General features: G+C 62.0%; 20 protein-coding genes. 8 read left to right on the top strand and 12 right to left on the bottom strand.

The window, feature by feature from the left end; genetic code table 11:
• Positions 1 to 22: 22 nt before the first annotated feature.
• The 3 genes from secM to mutT all read left to right on the top strand — a co-directional run bounded on the left by secM (position 23) and on the right by mutT (position 3,829).
• A complete protein-coding gene (gene secM, locus HMPREF3138_RS01810; protein ID WP_038873490.1) occupies positions 23 to 553 on the top strand; it encodes a secA translation cis-regulator SecM in 531 nt (176 codons plus the stop codon).
• An 82-nt stretch (positions 554 to 635) separates the two neighbouring features.
• Positions 636 to 3,344 carry a preprotein translocase subunit SecA gene (gene secA / locus HMPREF3138_RS01805; protein ID WP_038873493.1) on the top strand — a complete coding sequence of 903 codons (2,709 nt, stop codon included), beginning with the start codon at positions 636 to 638 and terminating at the stop codon, positions 3,342 to 3,344.
• A gap of 80 nt (positions 3,345 to 3,424) precedes the next feature.
• Complete coding sequence (gene mutT, locus HMPREF3138_RS01800) at positions 3,425 to 3,829, top strand: 8-oxo-dGTP diphosphatase MutT (protein WP_038873496.1); 405 nt, start codon at positions 3,425 to 3,427, stop codon at positions 3,827 to 3,829.
• Between the two features lie 39 nt (positions 3,830 to 3,868).
• Here mutT and yacG read toward each other — a convergent pair whose 3' ends face one another.
• Genes yacG through coaE form a run of 3 tightly spaced genes read right to left on the bottom strand, consistent with a single transcriptional unit; the run spans position 3,869 to position 5,484 of the window.
• The gene (gene yacG, locus HMPREF3138_RS01795) at positions 3,869 to 4,060 is read right to left on the bottom strand and encodes a DNA gyrase inhibitor YacG (protein WP_004932737.1); all 192 of its coding nucleotides are present in this window, start codon (positions 4,058 to 4,060) and stop codon (positions 3,869 to 3,871) included.
• Between the two features lie 51 nt (positions 4,061 to 4,111).
• The gene (gene zapD, locus HMPREF3138_RS01790) at positions 4,112 to 4,864 is read right to left on the bottom strand and encodes a cell division protein ZapD (RefSeq protein ID WP_038873498.1); all 753 of its coding nucleotides are present in this window, start codon (positions 4,862 to 4,864) and stop codon (positions 4,112 to 4,114) included.
• A gap of 5 nt (positions 4,865 to 4,869) precedes the next feature.
• Positions 4,870 to 5,484 carry a dephospho-CoA kinase gene (gene coaE / locus HMPREF3138_RS01785; protein ID WP_038873501.1) on the bottom strand — a complete coding sequence of 205 codons (615 nt, stop codon included), beginning with the start codon at positions 5,482 to 5,484 and terminating at the stop codon, positions 4,870 to 4,872.
• Between the two features lie 362 nt (positions 5,485 to 5,846).
• Here coaE and HMPREF3138_RS01780 point away from each other — a divergent pair, with 362 nt between their 5' ends.
• Entirely contained in the window at positions 5,847 to 6,890 is a 1,044-nt protein-coding gene (locus HMPREF3138_RS01780) for a GMP reductase (protein ID WP_038873504.1), read from the top strand.
• Positions 6,891 to 6,942: 52 nt separating this feature from the next.
• Here the strand turns inward: HMPREF3138_RS01780 and hofC are convergent, their stop codons facing one another.
• The 4 genes from hofC to nadC all read right to left on the bottom strand — a co-directional run bounded on the left by hofC (position 6,943) and on the right by nadC (position 11,105).
• Positions 6,943 to 8,142 carry a protein transport protein HofC gene (hofC, locus tag HMPREF3138_RS01775; protein ID WP_038873508.1) on the bottom strand — a complete coding sequence of 400 codons (1,200 nt, stop codon included), beginning with the start codon at positions 8,140 to 8,142 and terminating at the stop codon, positions 6,943 to 6,945.
• Positions 8,139 to 9,581 carry a type II secretion system protein GspE gene (gene gspE, locus HMPREF3138_RS01770; protein ID WP_038873510.1) on the bottom strand — a complete coding sequence of 481 codons (1,443 nt, stop codon included), beginning with the start codon at positions 9,579 to 9,581 and terminating at the stop codon, positions 8,139 to 8,141. The genes hofC and gspE overlap by 4 nt, the downstream gene beginning before the upstream one ends.
• Positions 9,582 to 9,586: 5 nt before the next feature.
• Entirely contained in the window at positions 9,587 to 10,024 is a 438-nt protein-coding gene (ppdD, locus tag HMPREF3138_RS01765) for a prepilin peptidase-dependent pilin (RefSeq protein WP_038873512.1), read from the bottom strand.
• A gap of 190 nt (positions 10,025 to 10,214) precedes the next feature.
• Positions 10,215 to 11,105: a carboxylating nicotinate-nucleotide diphosphorylase gene (nadC, locus tag HMPREF3138_RS01760; protein ID WP_038873514.1), complete on the bottom strand. Its 891-nt coding sequence runs from the start codon at positions 11,103 to 11,105 to the stop codon at positions 10,215 to 10,217.
• 84 nt (positions 11,106 to 11,189) lie between these two features.
• Between nadC and ampD the strand changes: the two genes are divergently transcribed.
• Both ampD and ampE read left to right on the top strand, forming a co-directional pair.
• Positions 11,190 to 11,786: a 1,6-anhydro-N-acetylmuramyl-L-alanine amidase AmpD gene (ampD, locus tag HMPREF3138_RS01755; protein ID WP_038873516.1), complete on the top strand. Its 597-nt coding sequence runs from the start codon at positions 11,190 to 11,192 to the stop codon at positions 11,784 to 11,786.
• Positions 11,786 to 12,640: a beta-lactamase regulator AmpE gene (gene ampE / locus HMPREF3138_RS01750; RefSeq protein ID WP_033631795.1), complete on the top strand. Its 855-nt coding sequence runs from the start codon at positions 11,786 to 11,788 to the stop codon at positions 12,638 to 12,640. The genes ampD and ampE overlap by 1 nt, the downstream gene beginning before the upstream one ends.
• A gap of 60 nt (positions 12,641 to 12,700) precedes the next feature.
• Here ampE and hemL read toward each other — a convergent pair whose 3' ends face one another.
• Positions 12,701 to 13,990 carry a glutamate-1-semialdehyde 2,1-aminomutase gene (gene hemL / locus HMPREF3138_RS01745; protein ID WP_038873520.1) on the bottom strand — a complete coding sequence of 430 codons (1,290 nt, stop codon included), beginning with the start codon at positions 13,988 to 13,990 and terminating at the stop codon, positions 12,701 to 12,703.
• A 174-nt stretch (positions 13,991 to 14,164) separates the two neighbouring features.
• Here hemL and clcA point away from each other — a divergent pair, with 174 nt between their 5' ends.
• Together clcA and erpA are read left to right on the top strand one after the other, a co-directional pair.
• The gene (gene clcA / locus HMPREF3138_RS01740; protein ID WP_038873523.1) at positions 14,165 to 15,604 is read left to right on the top strand and encodes a H(+)/Cl(-) exchange transporter ClcA; all 1,440 of its coding nucleotides are present in this window, start codon (positions 14,165 to 14,167) and stop codon (positions 15,602 to 15,604) included.
• Between the two features lie 89 nt (positions 15,605 to 15,693).
• Positions 15,694 to 16,038, top strand: a complete 345-nt coding sequence (erpA, locus tag HMPREF3138_RS01735; RefSeq protein ID WP_033649222.1) for an iron-sulfur cluster insertion protein ErpA — start codon at positions 15,694 to 15,696, stop codon at positions 16,036 to 16,038.
• A 56-nt stretch (positions 16,039 to 16,094) separates the two neighbouring features.
• Here the strand turns inward: erpA and HMPREF3138_RS01730 are convergent, their stop codons facing one another.
• From HMPREF3138_RS01730 to mtnN, 4 genes are all read right to left on the bottom strand, one after another.
• Positions 16,095 to 16,328, bottom strand: coding sequence for a hypothetical protein (locus HMPREF3138_RS01730; RefSeq protein WP_038873526.1), 234 nt, complete (start codon positions 16,326 to 16,328; stop codon positions 16,095 to 16,097).
• 215 nt (positions 16,329 to 16,543) lie between these two features.
• Positions 16,544 to 17,158: a TRIC cation channel family protein gene (locus tag HMPREF3138_RS01725; RefSeq protein WP_038873529.1), complete on the bottom strand. Its 615-nt coding sequence runs from the start codon at positions 17,156 to 17,158 to the stop codon at positions 16,544 to 16,546.
• Complete coding sequence (btuF, locus tag HMPREF3138_RS01720; protein WP_038873532.1) at positions 17,158 to 17,943, bottom strand: vitamin B12 ABC transporter substrate-binding protein BtuF; 786 nt, start codon at positions 17,941 to 17,943, stop codon at positions 17,158 to 17,160. The genes HMPREF3138_RS01725 and btuF overlap by 1 nt, the downstream gene beginning before the upstream one ends.
• 22 nt (positions 17,944 to 17,965) lie before the next feature.
• Positions 17,966 to 18,667, bottom strand: a complete 702-nt coding sequence (gene mtnN / locus HMPREF3138_RS01715; protein WP_038873535.1) for a 5'-methylthioadenosine/S-adenosylhomocysteine nucleosidase — start codon at positions 18,665 to 18,667, stop codon at positions 17,966 to 17,968.
• Positions 18,668 to 18,767: the final 100 nt, after the last annotated feature.

Genomic DNA, 18,767 nt, shown 5'->3' with positions numbered 1-18,767 from the left:
GGCTCCGGCGGATTATAAACTCGTGATCGGTATTCTAAATCGTTGGCGACAATTTGGCAGACGTTATTTCTGGCCCCATCTCCTGTTAGGGATGGTTGCGGCCACGCTTGGCGCGTCTTCCAATTTGCCCGGCGCCCCCGATCAGGCCGCACTGCCGAATACGTCGTCCAGCCTTAACCGGCAAAATTCGGCCAACGGCACCTTCAACAGCCTGGCCCTGCTGCAGGACGCGCACCGTCGCCCTACCTTCAGCGTAGATTACTGGCAGCAACATGCGCTGCGCACCGTCATTCGTCACCTCTCTTTCGCGCTGGCGCCGCAGGCGGTTTATGCGCGGGTGCAGGAGAGCGAAGCCGAAGCCGAACCGCCTTTGCAGGTAGCGCAACTGGCGCTGCTTTCTACCCTCAACGCGCTGCTGACGCACGAGCCGAAGCCGCCGACCATCATTCGCCATACCCACCTTGAGGTGCTGCCAACGCTGGCACGGCACCAGACCGGTCTGTGGGTGGCGCAGGTACAGGGCATTCGCGCCGGGCCTGCCGCGCTCGTCTGACTCCGCCCTCAGGGCACAAAAACCATAAATAATAGCAAGTTGACTGCCGTATTCGGCCGTCATGACAGAGATATCAAACATCATGTTAGTGAAATTATTAACCAAAGTTTTTGGCAGCCGTAACGATCGTACCCTGCGCCGCATGCGCAAAGTGGTTGAGCAGATCAACCGCATGGAACCGGACATGGAAAAATTGTCCGATGACGAGCTGAAAGCGAAAACCAACGAGTTCCGCGCGCGCCTGGAGAAAGGCGAGTCGCTGGAAAGCCTGATCCCGGAAGCCTTCGCCGTGGTGCGTGAAGCGAGCAAGCGCGTGTTCGGCATGCGTCACTTCGATGTGCAGCTGCTGGGCGGCATGGTGCTGAACGACCGCTGTATCGCCGAAATGCGTACCGGTGAAGGTAAGACCCTGACCGCGACGCTGCCGGCCTATCTGAACGCCCTGAGCGGCCGCGGCGTGCACGTCGTGACCGTCAACGACTATCTGGCGCAGCGTGACGCCGAAAACAACCGTCCGCTGTTCGAGTTCCTCGGCCTGAGCATCGGCATCAACCTGCCGGGCATGCCGGCGCCGGCCAAGCGTGAAGCTTACGCCGCTGACATCACCTACGGCACCAACAACGAATACGGTTTCGACTACCTGCGCGACAACATGGCGTTCAGCCCGGAAGAGCGCGTGCAGCGCAAACTGCACTATGCGTTGGTGGATGAGGTGGACTCCATCCTGATCGATGAAGCGCGTACGCCGCTGATCATCTCCGGCCCGGCCGAAGACAGCTCCGAGATGTACATCAAGGTCAACAAGCTGATCCCTAAACTGATCCGCCAGGAAAAAGAAGACTCCGACACCTTCAAGGGTGAAGGGCATTTCTCGGTGGATGAGAAGGCGCGTCAGGTCCACCTGACCGAACGCGGCTTGATCCTAATCGAAGAGATGCTGGTGGAAGCCGGCATCATGGATGAAGGCGAATCGCTGTACTCGCCGACCAACATCATGCTGATGCACCACGTTACCGCCGCGCTGCGCGCCCACGTGCTGTTTACCCGCGACGTTGACTACATCGTGAAAGACGGCGAAGTGATCATCGTCGACGAACACACCGGCCGTACCATGCAGGGCCGCCGTTGGTCCGACGGTCTGCACCAAGCGGTGGAAGCCAAAGAAGGCGTGGAGATCCAGAACGAGAACCAGACGCTGGCTTCGATCACCTTCCAGAACTACTTCCGTCTGTACGAGAAGCTGGCCGGGATGACCGGTACCGCCGATACCGAAGCCTTCGAATTCAGCTCGATCTACAAGCTGGACACCATCGTGGTGCCAACCAACCGTCCGATGATCCGTAAGGACATGCCGGATCTGGTGTACATGACCGAGAAAGAGAAGATCGGCGCCATCATCGAAGACATCCGCGAGCGTACCGCCAAAGGCCAGCCGGTGCTGGTGGGTACCATCTCAATCGAGAAATCCGAAGTGGTTTCCCATGAGCTGACCAAAGCGGGCATCGAGCACAAGGTGCTGAACGCCAAATTCCACGCCATGGAAGCGGATATCGTTGCCCAGGCCGGCCAGAGCGGTGCGGTAACCATCGCCACCAACATGGCGGGCCGTGGTACCGATATCGTGCTGGGTGGCAGCTGGCAGGCCGAAGTGGCGCTGTTGGAAGAGCCGACCGAAGAGCAGATCGAAGCCATCAAAGCGGCCTGGAAAGTGCGCCACGACGCGGTGCTGGCGGCGGGCGGCCTGCATATCATCGGCACCGAGCGCCACGAATCGCGCCGTATCGATAACCAGCTGCGCGGCCGTTCCGGTCGTCAGGGCGATGCCGGTTCATCCCGCTTCTACCTGTCGATGGAAGATGCCCTGATGCGTATCTTCGCTTCGGATCGCGTGTCCGGCATGATGCGTAAACTGGGCATGAAGGAAGGTGAAGCAATTGAGCACCCGTGGGTGACCAAGGCGATCGCCAACGCACAGCGCAAAGTGGAGAGCCGCAACTTCGACATCCGTAAGCAGCTGCTGGAATACGACGACGTCGCTAACGATCAGCGCCGCGCCATCTACAGCCAGCGTAACGAATTGCTGGACGTGTCCGACGTGAGCGAAACCATCGCCAGCATCCGCGAGGACGTGTTCAAGAGCACCATCGACAACTACATCACGCCGCAGTCGCTGGAAGAAGAGTGGGACATTCAGGGGTTGGAAGAGCGCCTGAAGAACGACTTCGATCTGGAGATGCCGATCGCACAATGGCTGGACAAAGAGCCGGAGCTGCACGAAGAGACGCTGCGCGAACGCATTCTGGAGAACGCCAAAGAGCAGTACCAGCGTAAGGAAGAAGTGGTCGGCAGCGAAATGATGCGCAACTTCGAGAAGGGCGTGATGCTGCAGACTCTGGATTCCCTGTGGAAAGAGCACCTGGCGGCGATGGACTACCTGCGTCAGGGTATTCACCTGCGCGGCTATGCGCAGAAGGATCCTAAGCAGGAGTACAAGCGTGAATCCTTCAACATGTTCGCCACCATGCTGGAATCGCTGAAATATGAAGTGATCAGCGTGCTGAGCAAGGTTCAGGTGCGGATGCCGGAAGAGGTGGAAGCGCTGGAACAGCAGCGCCGTGAAGAGGCCGAGCGCCTGGCGCAGCACCAACAGCTGAGCCACCACGACGAGAACGCGCTGGTGACCGAAGATCCGAACGCGCCAGCGACCGCCGAGCGTAAAGTGGGCCGCAACGATCCGTGCCCATGCGGCTCCGGTAAGAAATACAAGCAGTGCCACGGCCGCCTGCAGTAATGCCGGCTGCGGTTAACCGATAATACCCAGGGGTTCAGCTTGCTGAGCCCCTGTTTTTTGACACCCATCAGGAGGGTGAGATGAAACATCTGAATATCGCCGTGGGCATCATCCGTAATGCGCAACGGGAGATCTTTATTACCCGCCGCGCCGCCGACGCGCACATGGCCGGATTCTGGGAGTTCCCCGGTGGCAAGATCGAACAGGGTGAAACGCCGGAGCAGGCGCTGAGCCGCGAACTGCGGGAAGAGACCGGTATCGAAGCCGAACGCGCCGAACTGTTGGAGGTGGTGGAGCACCGCTTCAGCGATCGCATCGTGACGCTGAATTTTTATCTGGTGGAAGCCTGGGCGGGCGAGCCGTACGGCCGCGAGGGGCAACCGATGCGCTGGGTTAAACAGGCGGAGCTGCGTGAAGACGAGTTCCCGGAAGCCAATGCCGGCATTATTCAGCTGCTGGTGGCGCAGGCGAACGCCGCGCAATAACAAGGTTGGCCTGGCGGGCGCCAGGCCAATCGTGGACGATCAACGATCGTCCATTTCACTCCAGTCTTCGCTTTCCGACAGATCGCTGTTGCTCGGAATACGTTTCTCTTCATCAGCCCACTCGCCGAGATCGATCAGCTGGCAGCGCTTGCTGCAAAACGGCCGGAACGGGCTAACTTCACCCCAAACCACGCCGGTGCCACAGGTTGGGCATTTTACTACGGTCGTCATAACGGTTCCTTACGCCTTCTGTCAGTGCTGGGAAGGCTTTCTTGCACAAGTTCAACAACAGGCCAGTTCGAACGTCAGGCGTTCAGGCACCACGCCATTTTCGCTATCCAGCGGCAGGAAACGAATGGCATAGCGGGTCTTGTGGCCGGAAATCTGCGGATAAAGCTGCGGCGCCAGATGGAGGCGCAGGCGCAGCAGATCTGCCCCTTCGGCGTTGTCCTGGAAAAAGCCGTTCAGGCTGATTTGATTGCGGAACGGCCCCGACTGACGGATCAGATCCAACACCATGATCAGCGCCTGGTTCAGCGGATCCAGCGACTGCAGCCAGGTGGCGACGTCGGCATCGCGATCCTGCTGCGGCGCGTGCATCCACATGTGCAGGGTTGGCAGATCGAAGCTGCAGCAGCCGCCGGGAATGTTCAGCCGCTGGCGCACCAGGCCGATCAGCCGATCTTCGCGCAGCGCCTGGCCGAGGCGCGGCGCCGCCATCAGCGCCGATGAGCGCGACTTCAACTGGCCGCGCAGCTGGTCGATCAGCGCCATATCCACGCCCGGCACATCGGCCCAGGCCAACAGTTTCTGCTGCTGGCGCTCCAGCTCTTTGAGCAGTTCGGTGCGCACTTCGCCGCGCTCCAGCACGTCCAGCAAGTCGGAGACGGTGCGAAAGAAGGTGAGGGCGATGGCGGTTTCACTCAGGGCGCGTTGGCCGTGCAGCTGTTGCAGCAGAAATTCGATGCGTAGCCAGGTGCGCATTTTTTCGTTCAGCGGGTGTTCAAAGAGAACGGTTGGGGAAACATCACTCATGCAGTTTAATCCTGTTGGGGCGCTGTTGCCGCCAGTTCAAGGTAGCGACGATGCAGTGCGGCGACCTGTGGCTCTATCCCCTGAGCGGCGCCGCTGTTGTCAATAATGTCATCCGCCACGGCGAGGCGCTGCCGGCGCGTGGCCTGGGCGGCGAGAATGCTCTGCGCTTGCTCACGGCTGACGCCGTCGCGCGCGATGGTGCGAGCCAGCTGGGTTTCGGCGTCGACGTCGATCACCAGCACCCGATCGGCGCGATCTTGCAGACCGTTTTCCACCAGCAGCGGCACCACCCACAGCGCGTACGGGCCGGTGGCCTGCGCCAGTTGGCGCTGGGTTTCACGGTGTATCAGCGGATGCAGCAGCTGGTTCAGCCAGGTTTTGTCATCGGGATGGCTAAAGATGCGCTGACGCAGCGCAGCGCGGTTCAATGCGCCGTCCGGCAGCAACATTTCATTACCAAATCGCTCGGCGATCGCGGCCAAAGCAGGGGTGCCCGGCTCGACGACCTGACGGGCGATCACGTCGGCATCGACGAGGGTTGCGCCGTGGCGCGCAAAGGCGTTCGCGACGGTCGTCTTGCCGCTGCCTATGCCCCCGGTCAACGCAACAATGTAGGCCATGGTGTTAGGTGCATCCGATGTTCATAAAAAAATAATAGTCGAATCATAAAGCGATCGCGCAGAAGTGCAAGTCGGCAGGCGGCGCTTGCGCATCGGCACCGATCGGACGGCGAGAAAAAGCGCAGCGGCACGGCAAAAATGAGCGGGCAATCACACTGCGGTTATGCAGGTAAATTTGTCGGATTGTAGCGTAAATAAAGGCGAATTCGCAGTCTTGTTCGGCGATTATTAGCGCGTATTATAACGTCACTGGAACTGGCATTAATCTCGCCGCCGTCTTTTTGCGCCACCGGAAAGCCGTCGGGCAGAGATTCGAACATCCTCCTTGCGATCCGTCGCCATTAACCAGGACATCATAAGTCATGCGTATTGAAGAAGATTTGAAGTTGGGCTTTAAAGACGTGTTGATCCGCCCTAAGCGCTCTACGCTGAAAAGCCGCTCCGAGGTTGAACTGGAACGTCAGTTTACCTTCAAGCATTCAGGTTGCAGCTGGTCCGGTGTGCCGATTATCGCCGCCAACATGGACACGGTGGGCACCTTCCGCATGGCAGAGGCCCTGGCTTCTTTCGACGTTCTCACCGCGGTACACAAACATTACAGCGTCGAGCAATGGGCTGACTTCGTGCAGCGCATGCCGGAATCGGTGCTGCGCCACGTGATGGTGTCAACCGGCACTTCCGAAGCCGACTTCGTCAAAATGCAGCAGATCCTGGCCCTGTCTCCGGCGCTGAAATTCATCTGCATCGACGTGGCCAACGGCTACTCTGAACATTTCGTCGCCTTCCTGCAGAAAGCGCGCGAAGCCTGCCCGAATCACGTGATCTGCGCCGGCAACGTGGTGACCGGCGAGATGGTGGAAGAGCTTATCCTCTCCGGCGCCGATATCGTTAAGGTCGGCATCGGCCCGGGTTCAGTCTGTACCACCCGCGTGAAGACCGGCGTGGGCTACCCGCAGCTGTCGGCGGTGATCGAATGCGCCGATGCGGCCCACGGGCTGGGCGGCCAAATCGTCAGCGACGGCGGCTGCTCGGTGCCGGGCGACGTTGCCAAAGCCTTCGGCGGCGGTGCTGACTTTGTGATGCTGGGCGGCATGCTGGCCGGCCACGACGAGTGCGAAGGCACCGTGGTGGAAGAGAACGGCGAGAAGTTCATGCTGTTCTACGGCATGAGCTCCGAGTCGGCGATGAAACGCCACGTCGGCGGTGTGGCGGAGTATCGCGCGGCCGAAGGCAAAACCGTCAAGCTGCCGCTGCGTGGCGAGGTGGAGTTTACCGTGCGCGATATCCTCGGCGGCCTGCGTTCCGCCTGCACCTACGTTGGTGCCGAGCGCCTGAAAGAGTTGACCAAGCGCACCACCTTTATCCGCGTGGCGGAGCAGGAAAACCGCGTCTTCGGCAGCAAATAAGCCGCACCTTGCATTCGGGCGCAGCGCACAGCGGCGCCCGCTATCCTCTTTTTTATCCCAGCACGCTGCCCAGTTGAAAAATAGGCAGGTACATGGCGATCACCAAAGCACCGACAATCCCGCCCACCACCAGCATCAGCAGTGGCTCCAGCGTTTGCGCCAGCGTATCGGCCAGCTCGTGCGTCTGCCGTTCGTACCACTGCGCCAATTTATCCAGCAAGGCGTCCAGCGAACCGGATTCTTCGCCCACCCGCACCAGTTGCCGGCACAGCGGCGGAAACAGCGGTTGCAGGCCCAGGGCATGATGAAACGCCTCGCCTTCGGCGATCTGCCGCTGCACCTGCTCCAGCGCCTGTCGGTACAGCAGATGATCCGCCGCCAGTGCCGCCGCGTTCAACCCTTCCACCAGCGTCAGCCCCGCGCGTTGGGTCATGGTCAGAATACGAAAGGTTTGGCTCAGCGCGCCGCCGCTCACCAGCCGGGCGATCAGCGGCAGGCGCAGCAAGGCGGCCTGTTCACGTCGGCGCCATGGCGGGTGTGGATGCAACCAGCGGCAATAGCCGAGCAGCAATGCGCCGAGCAGCAGCGCCAAATAGGGGCCAACGGCGATCAGCAGCGCGGACACCCCCAATAACCCTTGGGTAAACCAGGGCAGCGGGGCATCGAACGACTGATAAACCTTGGCGAATTCCGGCAGCACCATCACCAGCATCAGCACGCTGACCAGCAGCGCCACCGCACAGATGAAGAGGGGATACCGCAGCGCTTTGGTCACTTTGCGGCGCAGCATCAGCTGGGCTTCCTGTTGTTGTGCCAGCTGCAGGCAGCAGCGATCGAGGTTGCCGGTCAGTTCGCCGATGGCGATCAGTTGGCGATAGATAAGTGGAAAAACGCCTGGCTGCGCGGCAAGGGTTTCGGAGAGCGGCTGCCCTTCGCGCACCTGCTCTGCCAACTGGCGCAACAGGCAACGCCAGGCTGCCGAAGGATGCTCTGCCGCCAGCAGCTGCAACGTATTGACCAGCGGCAACCCGGCCTGCAACAGGGTGGCAAGTTGGCGGGTGAAGTGGATTAAGGGTTCTCCGCGCCACTGGCCGGGCGTGATGCGTTTGCCGTGCCCAATCCGCCAAGGTTGCAGGCCTTGTTCGATCAGTAACCGGCTCACCTGCCGTTTTTCATCGCTCATCAGTTCGCCGCGGCGCAAGGCGCCCTGGGCGTCGAAAGCCTGCCAAAGGAACAGCCGGCGCGCTTTCATGGCGCGGTTACGCCGAGCTGGACGACGTCGATCACGCGGTACAGTTCTTCCAGCGAGGTCGTGCCTTCGCTGGCCAGCGCCAGCCCGGCCTGCAGCAGCGAAAGCTGCCCCTGCTCGCGGGCGACATCCGCCAGCAGGCTGGGCGCGGTGTTCGTCAGCAACGCCGCCTGTATTTCCGGCGTAATGGCCAACAGCTCATACACGCCGATGCGCCCATAGTAGCCGCCGAAGCAATGTTCGCAGCCGTCGGCGCGCCAGGCGATCAGCGGCTCCGGCCAGACCGAGGCAGGAAAATGCGTCGGCTGGCTGTGCGGGTAGCGGCAGTGGCGACACAGCCTGCGCACCAGCCGCTGTGCGATGACCAGCTTCAGGCAGCCGGCGAGCAGGTAGCCGGGGATACCCATATGCATTAGTCGCGTCAGGGTTTCGCCGGTGGAGTTGGTATGCAGCGTCGACAGCACCAGGTGGCCGGTTTGCGCGGCCTTGACTGCAATCTCGGCGGTTTCCGCATCGCGGATCTCGCCGATCATGATGACATCCGGATCCTGGCGCAGCAGGGCGCGCAGCACCCGGGCGAAACTCAGCTCGGTTTTGGCGTTGATCTGGGTTTGATTGACGCCGAACAGCGGTATCTCGATCGGATCCTCGACGCTGCACAGGTTGCTTTGCGCATCGTTCAACTGGCGCAGACCGCTGTACAGCGTGACCGTCTTGCCGCTGCCGGTCGGGCCGGTCACCAGGATCAAACCTTGCGGGCAGGCCAGCGCCGCCGCGTAGCGCGCCAGATCCGCCCGGCCCATGCCCAGTTGATCCAGCGGCAGCTCCTGCTGCTCACCTTGCTGAACGCGCAGCACCACCTTTTCGCCGTGCAGCGTCGGTAGGGTGGCGATACGCATGGCATAGCGCGCGCTGTCCAGCGTCAGGCTGAGTTGCCCGTCCTGAGGCTGACGGCGCTCGGCGATATCCAACTGGCCGAGGATCTTCAGCCGGGCGATGAGGCGCGCGGCCAGCTGCGGCGGCGGTGAGGCGAGGGTTTGCAGCACGCCGTCGATGCGCAGGCGAATGCGAAAATGCTGCCGAAAGGGCTCGAAGTGGATATCCGAGGCGCGGCGCTGGATGGCCAGACGCAGCGTCTGGTTGATGAACTGCACCACCGGCGCATCGCCGTCGTCGGGGTAGGCGATGTCGGCGGTGTCTTCTTCGGCTGCCAGCGGCGCCGGCAGCGATTCGTGGCGTTGGTTCAGTGCCTGCTCCAGCCTGGCCGCCGGCCAATGTTCCAGATGGATGCGCTTGCCGGTGGCGAAACGCAGCGCCGCCAGCAGCCCCTGCGGCGCTTCTTCGTTGAGCGCGATCGTGAGAGTGGTCGGGTCTTCGTTCAGCGCCAACGCCTGATAGCGCCGGCACAGGGCGTGAACCTCTTCGCTGATTTGCGCGTTCATCGCCGTTACTCCGCCGCGTTGTCGAAGCGGAAGACTTCCTGGCACACCTCAACCAGCGTTGCGTTTTCGCTGCTGCACAGCCGGCTCCAGCGGGTCAGCCCATCGGCGTTCGCTTTGGGGGTTAATGCCACCGCCAGCCCCTGCAGCGTTTGGGTGCCGGTCAGCGTGATCACGCCTTTGGCGACTTTCACCCCGCTGACGTAACGCGACGCGCCGCCGGTGGGAATGCCTTTGCTGCCGGCCTCACAGCCGGTGGGGGCGCCTTCGTCCAGCACGCACAGCTCGACCGCCAGTTTATACGGCGCCATGGTTTGCAGCATGTCGGTCATTGCCGCTTTCTGGATGTAGCGCTGGTAGGCAGGGATGCCGATGGCGCTGAGGATGGCGATGATGGCGATCACCACCATCAGTTCTATCAGGGTAAAGCCGCGTTGCGTTTCCATGCGTTGTTTTCTCCATTGGGGTGTGGAAGACAACGGTAGCGGCTTGCTCGGAGGCTCGGCGAGGGGCTTTTGCGCGTTTCTCGGCGCGCTTCCATCAGTAATGATGTCGTTTGCAGCGGTGAAAAAAACGGTGGGAGGAGGTTCGCAATTTTACCGTAACGCCCCCGACAGCGGCCGGGGGCGAGGGGGATCATTTGAAGCGCATCGACAGATCGAGTGCAGTGATGTGCTTGGTCAGCGCGCCGACCGAAATGTAATCCACGCCGGTCTCGGCAAAGGTGCGCAGCGTCTCGCTGGTGACGTTGCCGGACACCTCCAGCTGGGCGCGGCCCTGGGTTTGGGCGACCGCCTGACGCATCATCTCGACGCTGAAGTTGTCCAGCATGATGATATCGGCACCGGCATCCAGCGCCTGCTGCAGCTCATCGAGCGATTCGACCTCCACTTCCACCGGCACGTCGGCGTGCAGCCAGAAGGCTTTTTCCACCGCGTTCTTGATAGAGCCGGAGGCGATGATGTGGTTTTCCTTGATCAGGAAGGCGTCGGACAGCCCCAGCCGATGGTTGCTGCCACCCCCGCACAGTACGGCGTATTTCAGCGCGGTGCGCAGGCCGGGCAGGGTCTTGCGGGTATCGAGCAGGCGAGTCCGGGTGCCTTCCAGCAGGGCCACGTAGCGGTTGACCTCGGTCGCCACGCCGGAGAGCGTCTGCACGAAGTTCAGCGCGGTGCGCTCGCCGGTCAGCATCACCCGCGCGGGGCCGCGCAGCCGGCAAAGCGGTTGGTTCGGCGTCAGACGGTCGCCGTCAGCCACCAGCCACTCCACCAGCACCTGGTTGCCCAATTGAATAAAGACCTCATTCAGCCAGCGGCGGCCACAGAATATGCCGGCTTCGCGGGTGATGACGGTGGCTTCGGCCTGCTTGTCCGCCGGTAACAATTGCGCGGTAATATCGCGCCCGGCGTCGACTTCACCCCCCAGGTCTTCGCGCAGCGCCTGGGCGACGGCATAGGGAATATCACTTTCAATTCGTTCAAGAAGCTCGGTGCGGCGACTGTCGGCACTGTAGCGGCGTGGCGGCATGGAAAACTCCGAAATGGACGGTTAGATCGTAGGGGAACATGCTACTCTGTTGCAGGAATAAGTACCACCGCAGAGAGGTGTCTGATGCAGTTGGAAAATGGCTGGATTGTCGGGGTGACGCGAGTGGTGTCGCCGCACTGCGATCGGCGTCCGGATGACGAGCCCCCCTCGCTGCTGGTCATCCACAACATCAGCCTGCCGCCCGGCGAATTCGGCGGCCCCTATATCGACCAGCTGTTTACCGGCACGCTCGATCCCGCGCAGCACCCCTATTTCGCCGAGATCCATCAGCTGCGGGTGTCGGCGCACTGTCTGATCCGCCGCGACGGGGAGATCGTGCAGTATGTGCCCTTCGACCAGCGCGCCTGGCACGCGGGCGTTTCTCTGTATCAGGGGCGCGATCGGTGCAACGATTTCTCCATCGGCATCGAGCTGGAAGGTACCGATCTGTTGCCTTACACCGAGGCGCAATACCGCACGCTGCAGGCGGTCACCGCGCTGCTGGCCGAACATTATCCGCCGCTGGTGGCCAATATCGCCGGGCATTGCGATATCGCCCCCGGCCGCAAGACCGATCCCGGGCCGGCGTTCGATTGGGATCGCTATCTGGCATCTCTGGAACAACGCGACGCGCCCGCCGACGCTATGCTTGAGACAAGAAAAAGGGAGAGGAATCGCTAATGACGCTGTTTACGCTGTTGCTGGTTTTGGCCTGGGAGCGCCTGTTTAAGCTGGGAGAACACTGGCAGTTGGATCACCGTCTCGAAGTGGTGTTTCAGCGGCTGCATCGGGTTTCGCTGGCGCAGACGCTGGCGATGACCGCCGCCTGGATGGTGATCGTCTGGGGCGTTCTGTGGCTGTCTCACGGGTTGTTCTTCGGCGTGGTGACGCTGCTGCTGTGGATCGTCATCGATCTGCTGTGCGTCGGCGCCGGCATCAAGCGCAAACACTACCGCGCCTACCTGAAAGCGGCGCGGCAGGGCGATACTCACGCCAGCGATCAGATGGCGGAAGAGCTGGCGTTGATCCACGGTTTGCCGGTGGACTGCAGCGAAGAGCTGCGCCTGCGCGAGCTGCAAAACGCGCTGCTGTGGATCAACTTCCGCTATTACCTGGCGCCGCTGTTCTGGTTCGTGGTCTTTGGGCCTTACGGGCCGATCGCGTTGGCGGGGTATGCCTTCCTGCGCGCCTATCAAACCTGGCTGGCGCGCCACAATACGCCGCTGGAGCGTTCGCAGTCGGGTATCGATCATCTGCTGAACTGGCTGGACTGGATCCCGGTGCGTTTGGCTGGGGTGGCCTACGCGCTGTTCGGCCACGGTGAGCGTGCGCTGCCGGCCTGGTTCGCCTCGCTGGGGGATCGGCATTCGTCGTCGTATCAGGTGCTGACGCGGCTGGCGCAGTTCTCGCTGGCGCGCGATCCGCATATGGATCCGGTGCAAACGCCGCGGGCGGCGGTGACGCTGGCGCGCAAGGTGACGATGATCATCGTGGTGGTGGTGGCGCTGTTGACCATTTACGGCACGCTGCTTTAAGCGGCTGCGAAAAACAAAACGGGCGCCGAGGCGCCCGTTTTTTTGGCCATTCGGCCGGGATTACAGCTTGGCGAAGCAGCGACGCGCGGCGTCGATGGTGCGCTGAATGTCTTCCTTGCTGTGCGCCACGGACATGAAGCCCGCTTCGAAGGCGGACGGCGCCAGATACACCCCTTCCTCCAGCATCAGGTGGAAGAAACGCTTGAAGCGTTCCACATCGCACTGCATCACGTCCTGATAGCAGGTCACTGTCGGCGCCTCGGTGAAGAACAGGCCGAACATGCCGCCGACGTTGTTGACCACCAGCGGGATATTCTCTTCCTGCGCCGCATGCAGCAGGCCTGCGGCCAGCATTTCGGTCAGTTCGGTCAGCGTCTGGTGTACGCCTACCTGTGATACTTCGGTCAGGCAGGCATAGCCCGCCGCCATGGCGATCGGGTTGCCGGACAGGGTGCCTGCCTGGTAGACCGGGCCGGTCGGCGCCAACGCGTCCATCACGTCGCGGCGGCCGCCGAAGGCGCCCACCGGCATGCCGCCGCCGATGATTTTGCCGAGGCAGGTCAGATCCGGCTCGACGCCGTAATAGGACTGCGCGCCGGCCAGCGCCACGCGGAAACCGGTCATCACTTCATCGATGATCAAGAGCGCGCCGTACTTGTCGCACAATGCGCGCAGGCCCGGCAGGAATTCCGGCAGCGGCGGCACGCAGTTCATGTTGCCGGCAACCGGCTCGACGATGATACAGGCGATCTCGGACGGGTACTGCTCGAAGGCGGCGCGCACCGAATCCAGGTCGTTATAGGTACAGGTCAGGGTGTGCTTGGCGAAGTCGGCCGGCACGCCCGGTGAGTTCGGCTGGCCGAGGGTCAGCGCGCCGGAACCGGCTTTCACCAGCAGGCAGTCGGCGTGGCCGTGGTAGCAGCCTTCGAACTTGATGATTTTGTCGCGGTTGGTGTAGCCGCGCGCCAGGCGGATGGCGCTCATGGTGGCTTCGGTGCCCGAGTTCACCATACGCACCATATCCATGGTAGGCACCAGTTCGGTGACCAGCTGCGCCATTTTGACTTCCATCTCGGTCGGCGCGCCGAAGCTCAGGCCGCGCTGCGCCGCTTCGATCACCGCGTCGCGGATCGCCGGGTGGTTGTGCCCCAGCACCATCGGCCCCCAGGAACCGACATAGTCGATATAGGCCTTGCCGTCGGCATCGAACAGGTAAGCCCCGTCAGCCCGCTCGATAAACAGCGGCACACCGCCTACGCCGGTGAATGCACGCACCGGAGAGTTCACCCCACCGGGGATCAACTGTTGCGCCTGGGCGTACAGACTTTCGGACTTGCTGTGTAGGCTCATAAATCGGCTCCTGGATTCTCTTTTGAATGATTTGACCGCGCTATTCTAGAGGAGAGCGCCGCGTTATGAAACGATCACAGTCAGATACCATTAACGGCAGCGCCCGCCATCGGGTTGGGGTAGAATAACCGCCTTGCCTATTTGTATTACAAATTACCTGACGAATTACTCGCGATGACGGAATCACAATCACAGCCAGTCGGGACGTTGAGCCCGCGTCTTAGCCGCAGCGATGCGGTGCGTCAGTTTATTCGCCGCGATAAGACCCCGGTGGCGATCCTGGTGATGGCCGCGCTGGTGGGGACGCTGGCCGGTTTGCTCGGCGTGGCCTTCGATAAGGCGGTGGAATGGGTGCAGCAGCAGCGGCTGGCTTCGTTGGCGCAGGTCGCCGACTCCTGGCTCCTGGTGTGGCCGCTGGCGTTTATCCTGTCCGCCGCGCTGGCGGCGCTGGGCTATTACCTGGTGCGGCGCTTTGCGCCTGAGGCGGGCGGCTCGGGCATTCCGGAGATCGAAGGCGCGCTGGAGGAGCTGCGGCCGGTACGCTGGTGGCGCGTGATCCCGGTGAAATTCATCGGTGGCATGGGCACGCTGGGGGCGGGCATGGTGCTGGGGCGCGAAGGCCCCACGGTGCAAATGGGCGGCAACGTCGGGCGCATGGTATTGGACGTGCTGCGCATTCGCGGCGCCGAGGCGCGTCATACGCTGTTGGCGACCGGGGCCGCCGCCGGGCTGTCCGCCGCGTTCAACGCGCCGCTGGCCGGCATCTTGTTCATCATCGAAGAGATGCGGCCGCAGTTCCGCTACAACCTGATCTCGATTAAAGCGGTGTTTATCGGCGTTATTATGTCGAGCGTGGTGTTCCAGCTGTTTAACGGCCAGGGATCGGTGATCGCGGTCGACAAACTTTCTTCGGCGCCCATCAATACCCTGTGGCTCTATCTGGTGCTGGGGGCGATATTCGGTGCGGTGGGCGTGGGATTCAACGCGCTGATCTTCCGCACTCAAGACATGTTTGCGCGCCTGCACGGCGGCAGAATGCGCAATATCTTGCTGATGGGCGGGCTGCTCGGCGGCGTGTGCGGCATTCTGGGGCTGATCCAGCCGGAGGCGGCGGGTGGCGGCTTTGGGCTGATCCCGATCGCCGCGGCGGGCAATTACAGCGTCGGCATGTTGATGTTTATCTTTATCACCCGCATCTTCACTACGCTGCTGTGCTTCGGCTCCGGCGCGCCGGGCGGCATCTTTGCGCCGATGCTGGCGCTGGGCACGCTGTTCGGCACCGCCTTTGGGCTGGCGGGGGCGCATCTGTTCCCGCAGTACGGCATCGAGGCGGGCACCTTCGCCATCGCCGGCATGGGGGCACTGTTCGCCGCCACGGTGCGCGCCCCGCTGACCGGCATCGTGCTGGTACTGGAAATGACCGACAACTACCAACTGATTTTACCGATGATCATCACCTGCCTCGGTGCCACGGTGGTGGCGCAGCTGCTCGGCGGCAAGCCGCTGTATTCGTCGATCCTGGCCCGCACGCTGCAAGGGCAGGAGGCGCAGCTGGCGCGGGAAGCGGCGGAGAAAACAGGTAAGGAAAATACAACAAATGCGGTGAATACTTGAACGCAACACTCAGGTATCGGATAATCGTTAATATTAATCAGGCAGCCATAGTCGCGATCTGATGCTGAACAATGTTGGGAGTAAAGAGTATGAGTGATCAAACGGCACTGCCCCTGCAATTTACCGAGGCAGCAGCAAGCAAGGTTAAGTTCCTGATTGCTGACGAAGAAAATCCGAACCTGAAGTTGCGGGTTTACATTACCGGCGGCGGCTGCAGCGGATTCCAGTACGGCTTCACTTTTGACGACAAGGTCAACGATGGCGACATGACCATCGAGAAGCAGGGCGTGGCGCTGGTGGTTGATCCGATGAGCCTGCAGTATCTGGTCGGCGGCTCGGTGGACTACACCGAAGGGCTGGAAGGGTCGCGCTTCGTGGTGACCAATCCGAATGCCAAAACCACCTGCGGTTGCGGTTCGTCGTTCAGCATCTGAGTTTGCCTGTCAGAATATCAACCCGCTCGCCTTACGGCCGGCGGGTTTTTTTATGCCTACCATTCCACGAGGATCACTTCCGCACCGTTCGCCTGTGCCGATGGGCTGTGGATGATGTTCGGCTGCGCCGTCGCGTGGCTGCATTCGGCCTGTGGGGCGGCGGCCTCGAGGCGCACGGCGCATTGCGGTTCAATGGTCAGGGTAACGCCGATCTGGCCGCTGACGGCATCGGCATACGCGGCGCCACTCAGCAGGGTGCCACAGCAGGCAAGCAGAATTTTTTTCATCATTGCGGGAATAGTCATCCGTAAGCCATCTTGTGATGACTTATCGGCAAAAAGTTAAAAAGTTTTAACAGCGTGGGAAAGGAATTAACCTGCGGATAACAGAATTTTACATCGTCACTACGCTATTTTTCGGTGGAAAATAATACCATCAACCCCGTTAATAGTCTAATAAATCACCAGGCGCGGCGTTGCCAAGCGTCGCCCCGCAGGGCGACGGCTCAGCGTTCGAGAATAAAGGCGGGCAGTTTGAGGTGCCAGCGGATGGCCGCCAGCCGAATGGCCAGGGTGATGATCATGCCCAGCATCATGGCCTGTTGCAGCGGCATGTGGAAGGTGTAAAACGCCGTGGCGTGCACGATGCCGCCGATGATGCAGGCGGTGGCGTAAATTTCGGTGCGCAGGATCATCGGGATCTCGCGCGCCAGCACGTCGCGGATAATGCCGCCGCCGACGCCGGTGATCACTCCCATGCAGATTGCCACCAGCGGGCCGGTGCCGGCCGCGAAGGCCTTGTTGACGCCGATGCCGACGAACACCGCCAGCCCGACGGCGTCCAGCACCGGCAGCACCCACTTCGGCAGACGGCGCGGCTGGCGCACCAGCAGCAGCGTCAAGACGCAGGTGATCATCGCCACCACCAGATCGGTGGGATCCTTGACCCAGAACACCGGGCCGTTGGCCAGCGCCATGTCGCGGATAGTGCCGCCGCCGACCGCTGTGACCACGCCCAATACCAGCACGCCGAAGGGATCCATGCGCAGCTTACCGGCCAGCAGCACGCCGGAGACGGCGAATACCGCCGTGCCGAGAATATCCAACCAGAACACCAGCATCAGCGGATCTCCGCCAATTGGCGGCACAGCTGCTGCGCCGCCAACGCAATGCGCGGCCCGCCGCGGTTGAACCAGTCTTCGTTCAGCGCGATCACCGGCACCTGCAGCTGCGGGGCCCAGAAAGCTTTCACACTGGCGGCTTCTTTCGCGCCCCCGGTGATGACGATGGCCTGCGGCTGGCGCGCCAACACCTGCTCGCGGCTGATCTGCGGCCAAGGGGTGCGGCTGTCGGCGAAGACGTTCTGCCCGCCGCACAGCGCCAGCACCTGGCTCTGCAATGTGGCGCCGGCGCTGGTGAACAGCGGCTGGGTGCCGAACTGCAGCAGCACGCGCCGCGATGGGTTAGCGGCATACTGTTGTTTGAGAGCGGCGAACTGGCGGCGAAGGCCTTCCGCCGCCTGATGCGCCTGCTCCGGGTGCGGGCTGTATTGCGCCAGCTTGTCCAGCAAACCGGCGATCCCTTCGAGGGTGTCGGCGTCCGCATAGAAGATCGGGATGCCGAACGCGGCGAGCTGATCCAGCACGCGCTGCGGATTGCCGCCGCGCCAGGCGAGGATCAGATCCGGCTTGAGCGCCAGCACCCGCTCCAGATTGATGCCCTGCCAGGAGGCCACCTGCTCCAGCTTGGCGGCCTGCGGCGGATAATCGGAATAGGCGCTCGCCGCCACCAGCACATCGCCCATGCCGGCGGCATAGGCGAGTTCGGTCGCGTTGGGCGCCAGGCTGATCACCCGCTGAGCGGCGCCGGCCGGCATGGCCAGCCAGAGCGCCAACAGACAGAGCATTGAGGTGAAGCGCAGCCTCACATCAACCGCGCTTGGCCAGGGTTTGCAGCATGGCGTTGACCATCAGCGTAGACTGCTTGGCCGCTACCACCAGAAACTCGTCGAAGCTCATGTGCGACTCGCTGTCGGCGACGTCGGAAATGGCGCGCACCACCACGAACGGCGTACCGAACAGATGGCAGACGTGGGCGATCGCTGCGGCTTCCATTTCCACGGCGGCGACGCGCGGGAAGGTGGCGCGAATGCGCGCCAGCGGCTCGGCGCCGTTGATGAAGGCGTCACCGCTGCAGATCAGGCCGCGCACCGCGTGCAGATCCAGCTGTTTGATGCAGCCTTCTGCCAGCGCGATCAGCGCGTCGTCGGCGACGAACGCCGCCGGGCAGCCGGCCATCTGGCCCGGCTCGTAGCCGAAGGCGGTGACGTCGGCGTCGTGGTAGCGCACTTCTTCCGACACCACGATATCGCCCACGCGCAGGCTGCTGGCCAGGCCGCCGGCTGAACCGGTGTTGATCACCAGATCCGGGCTGCAGTGTTCCAGCAGCAGGGTGGTGCCCATGGCCGCCGAGACTTTGCCGATGCCGGATTTCAGCAGGGCCACGTCAACGCTGCCGATCTGGCCGGTGTAGATTTCGCAGCCCGCGCGCTGGATGGTTTGACGGTTTTCGATTTGATCGCGCAGCAGGGTGACTTCCTGCTCCATTGCGCCGATGATGCCTACTTTCATAAATAACACTCGCTGATTGGCCGTGAGAATTGCGGCATAGTCTATCATGGCTGTGTATGAGAGATAATGCGTTGCATCCGCTGCCGGGAATTGTTATCAC

This window comes from Serratia sp. HMSC15F11, from assembly GCF_001808215.1.
Taxonomy (GTDB): domain Bacteria; phylum Pseudomonadota; class Gammaproteobacteria; order Enterobacterales; family Enterobacteriaceae; genus Serratia; species Serratia nevei.
The sequence above is the reverse complement of the archived record's forward strand: the minus strand, read 5'-3'. Positions and strand labels throughout refer to the sequence as shown.